The organism is Oleiphilus sp. HI0061 (assembly GCF_001635675.1).
The window spans coordinates 1-3,755 of the sequence record NZ_LWFE01001228.1 but is presented as its reverse complement, the minus strand read 5'-3'; the positions used below and the strand labels follow the sequence as shown (position 1 = coordinate 3,755).

At 41.8% G+C, this 3,755-nt stretch carries 5 protein-coding genes; 1 reads left to right on the top strand and 4 read right to left on the bottom strand.

The annotated features are described in order from the left end of the window. A partial coding sequence (locus A3735_RS19150) for a sulfite exporter TauE/SafE family protein (RefSeq protein WP_197485941.1) occupies positions 1–222 on the top strand: 222 nt, incomplete at its 5' end. Here A3735_RS19150 and A3735_RS19145 read toward each other — a convergent pair. The 4 genes from A3735_RS19145 to A3735_RS19130 all read right to left on the bottom strand — a co-directional run. Next, complete coding sequence (locus A3735_RS19145; RefSeq protein ID WP_068554478.1) at positions 223–1,863, bottom strand: sulfotransferase; 1,641 nt, start codon at positions 1,861–1,863, stop codon at positions 223–225. 75 nt (positions 1,864–1,938) lie between these two features. Then, complete coding sequence (gene ttcA, locus A3735_RS19140; protein ID WP_068554480.1) at positions 1,939–2,841, bottom strand: tRNA 2-thiocytidine(32) synthetase TtcA; 903 nt, start codon at positions 2,839–2,841, stop codon at positions 1,939–1,941. 58 nt (positions 2,842–2,899) lie between these two features. Beyond that, positions 2,900–3,472 carry a DNA-J related domain-containing protein gene (locus A3735_RS19135; RefSeq protein ID WP_068554482.1) on the bottom strand — a complete coding sequence of 191 codons (573 nt, stop codon included), beginning with the start codon at positions 3,470–3,472 and terminating at the stop codon, positions 2,900–2,902. Between the two features lies 1 nt (position 3,473). Beyond that, positions 3,474–3,755, bottom strand: a 282-nt coding sequence (locus A3735_RS19130) for a diguanylate cyclase domain-containing protein (protein WP_156499764.1), incomplete at its 5' end; no start/stop codon positions are given.

Below are 3,755 nucleotides of genomic sequence, written 5' to 3'. Positions count from 1 at the left end.
GCAAGCTTGGAAGCAAGTATCTTCGGTTCAGCACTAATCATGCTTGCTTTTGGCCTAGGCACCCTGCCTTCAATGTTGAGCAGCGGTTTATTAGCACAAAAACTATCCGCGACAATTAGAAAACGCTGGTTCCGCTCTTCTGCCGGAGCAATGATGACTTTATTCGGCTTATGGTCTTTGCCAGTCATCCAGAAAACAGTTTACCAGCTATTAAACGCTTAGCTAAGAAGCCCAATGATAAATTTCTGAAAAAGGCTCAAAGAAACTTTCATATTGTTTATACGCAGAGACGGCATCCTGATTTATTTCCCGCCTAATTTGAACATGACTCGCCGTTCTACTTAGCAACTTATCTTCTTTATGAAAATCCAAACACTGTTCTCCCCAAGGCAAGTCGCAAAACGCCATAAGCGCCTTGGATTCAGCTTCCGGATCACACACTAATTCCTCATATTTAACTGTTGTCACACGTTGAGGGTAGGCATTCTTTGTCCGATCCATTGCTACTAAACAATTATCCACATACTTGAATATATTATTTAAGTCATGAGCCCAGGGTAATACAGACATGTTATTTCGCATAATAGAAACAATCGAAGCGAGTGGAGCTCGATCACAATAAACCACCTTCGCTCTCGGCATCACCTTCATAATGAAATCGATTAGGAATATGTTTTCTAGAGACTTATCAGTAAAACGTTTTACGTCGCTTGATGAATCTTCCGGCAATAAGCCATGTCGCATATAAGAAGATTCGAGCTGACTAACGAAAGCTTCCCAAAAGTTTTGTCCACCACTTTGATAAGCAACGGCTAATGCCTCAATAACGGACCCGGTTTCTTCACCTTTGCCAACATTCTGAGGCCCATGACAAATGATATTTTCCAACAAGGTTGAACCACAACGTGGCACACCAATAATAAAAACAGGTTCGAGATTAGCAAGTCGAGAAGTAAAATGTGCAGAATCAGGTGGCGTCAACTGAGGCAATGCCTGCAGATAAAACTCGGTACTTCTCGGAAATTGAGTAATCGAACTGTAAATTCGATGCGCAGCGACAAGATGCTCCATCTCAACTAGCGGCTCACCTTGCTTTTTAGCAAAATTTGCCAACAACCATTGATAATAAAAGCGATTGTCTCCCTCTAAAGTAGCCTCATCAACATCGATTAAGCGTTGATACAATTCGGGGTGAAGACTCTCTGCATCCAATTGAACAAGGCGATATGCAAACGACAGGTTTTCAGGGAAGTCTTCCGAACCTTTATTCAATACATCTTTAGCGACAGCCAACTGTCCGTGATCAACATGTAGTTTTGCAGCATTCAGATATAAACCTTCACTTTTCAATCCGTATTCAATTGCACTCAAATAAACTGATTGTGCTTCTTCAAAACGTAATAGTTGGTACAACAATTTACCTAATTGCATGCGATAACTTAAATTTTCAGGTTTCTTCCCAACACATGCTTTCAGACATTCAACCGCACGTTCAAATTCCTTAGCCTTTACCAAGACCTCGGCATATTTTCCTGATAATTCAATATCATCTTGTACTGAAAGATAAGCTTCGAAAACCTTTGCTGACTCAACAATCATTCCCATATCAGCATAAAGACCCGCTAGTTCCAATACAAAAGTCCTATTGAGGGGCTCGGCTTGGTACACATGCAGCAGGTGTTGTTTCGCTGCTTGATTATCATTTTGTTGGCGAGCAATCGTCCCTAAAGAATAGTGAGCATCACAGTTCTGCGGATCGATCGAAAGAATCTTATTATAGCAACGACGAGCTCGAGAGAGTCTTTCAGACTGTATATACTCGTTAGCCTGCTGCATTAAGGTTTGTATTTCCGACTCGCTCATATTCCTGCCTTTCGATTTCTTATTAAAATGTAATCCCGAGATGTATTCCAACGCAGCGAGAAGACTCGCGTTAGTTTAACGTGGCATAACCTCAACGATCTGAACCATATCATCCTCTTTAGTTCGGGATGAAGAAATAGATTGCTCTAAATCAAACTCATACTCTTTACGTTCACCACTGCGATCAATTGCTAGTGTTTCGAAATCAAAAAGCTGGGTATCCGCTAACTGGGAAGGCGATACATTCTGTAAGGCTGTGAAAATTGACTCAATTCTTGAAGGGTGTTCTTTTTCCCATTGAATAAGCATTTTCTTAATGGATTGACGCTGGAGATTTTCTTGCGAACCACAAAGATTGCACGGAATGATCGGGTAAGCCTTCACCAGAGCAAACTGCTCAATATCTTTCTCACGACAATAAGCCAGCGGCCTAATCACGACATTTCGCTTGTCATCAGAAAGCAGTTTAGGTGGCATAGCTGACAACCTTGAACCATGAAACATGTTCAGAAACATGGTCTCAACGATGTCATCTTTATGATGGCCTAAAGCTATCTTATTCGCTTTAATCTCCTCAGCAAAGGAGTATAAAGTACCACGACGTAAACGTGAGCACAGGCCACAGGTTGTCTTGCCTTCTGGTATCTTGGACTTAACGATGGAGTAAGTATCTCGATCAATAATATAATATTCAATATCAAGTGATTCCAGATACTTAGGAAGGACATGGTCAGGAAAACCTGGCTGTTTCTGGTCAAGGTTTACGGCGACTAGGTCGAAACTGATCGGAGCACTCTTTTGCAGACTCATCAGAATGTCTAGCATGGTGTAGCTGTCTTTTCCGCCCGACAAGCAAACCATAATACGATCACCGTCTTCGATCATATTAAAGTCGGCAATGGCCTTACCCATGCCACTGCGCAAGCGCTTTTGAAGCTTGTTAAACTCGTATTTCTCTGAACCTGCTAAGCTCTGCATAACCCTACAACCTGACAACGACAACATTAAAGGCGCGCATTATAGCGAATTTACGGCTTTAACCCAAAGCCCGGTCTAACAAACGTTTAGCAGCGGATATTTTTTTAAACTGTTCCCCGCAGCCCCCCTTATCAGGGTGATGAATTTGAGCAAGCTTACGATACTGAAGCTTAACCTGCCTTTGGTCAGCATTAGCAGGCAAATCTAATACACTTAGCGCAGCATGCCGATCATCATTTGCCAGAAACTTACGCCAAAACTTATCGAGCAGGTCGTTTACTTCATCTTCTTCTGTTTCAAAATAGTGGCTAATATCAAGGTAATATGCCTTAACCGAATCATAAGATGATAATTCGGAAACTCCTTCTGCAAAGGGTCTTCTAGATATATTTATCAGATTGATGTCGAGAAAAAAACGCTGCTCATCTAGATAAGTGTTTTGTAGCGTGTAAAGGGCGTGTTTTAACAGAAAGTGGGCACGAAAAAGGTCTTTACTCTGACTTATATTGAACTCGGAAAACGGCTCTTGCTGAATGCATTTTAGATGTTGAATAAGCTCAATTTCTTTAACGCTAGCATGATCATCAAGATAGTTATCTATCCCCTTGATAATATCTAACAAGACATCCAAGCTAGTGAGCCTTCTTGCCTAAACGGCTTCGAGGAGGGGCGATGCCTACACCGTTCTTTTCTTTCTGCTTCACTTCATACATTGCCCGATCAGCAGACTTCAAAATATCGGCCGTTTTTTCACCATTATCAGGGTACATACTAATACCTATACTACCACCAACGGTGACCGTTAAACCGGCAACCTGTAAAGGTCTTTCCAGGTTAAACAGTACCTTTTCGGCGACTTGCCGAGCATGCGCGTTGGATTCACAATCATGCAATATCAACACAAACTCATCGCC

Coding starts and splice junctions, on each gene's coding strand:
- A3735_RS19145 (WP_068554478.1), bottom strand. CDS start 1,863: ATGAGCGAGTCGGAAATACAAACCTTAATGCAGCAGGCTAACGAGTAT.
- ttcA (WP_068554480.1), bottom strand. CDS start 2,841: ATGCAGAGCTTAGCAGGTTCAGAGAAATACGAGTTTAACAAGCTTCAA.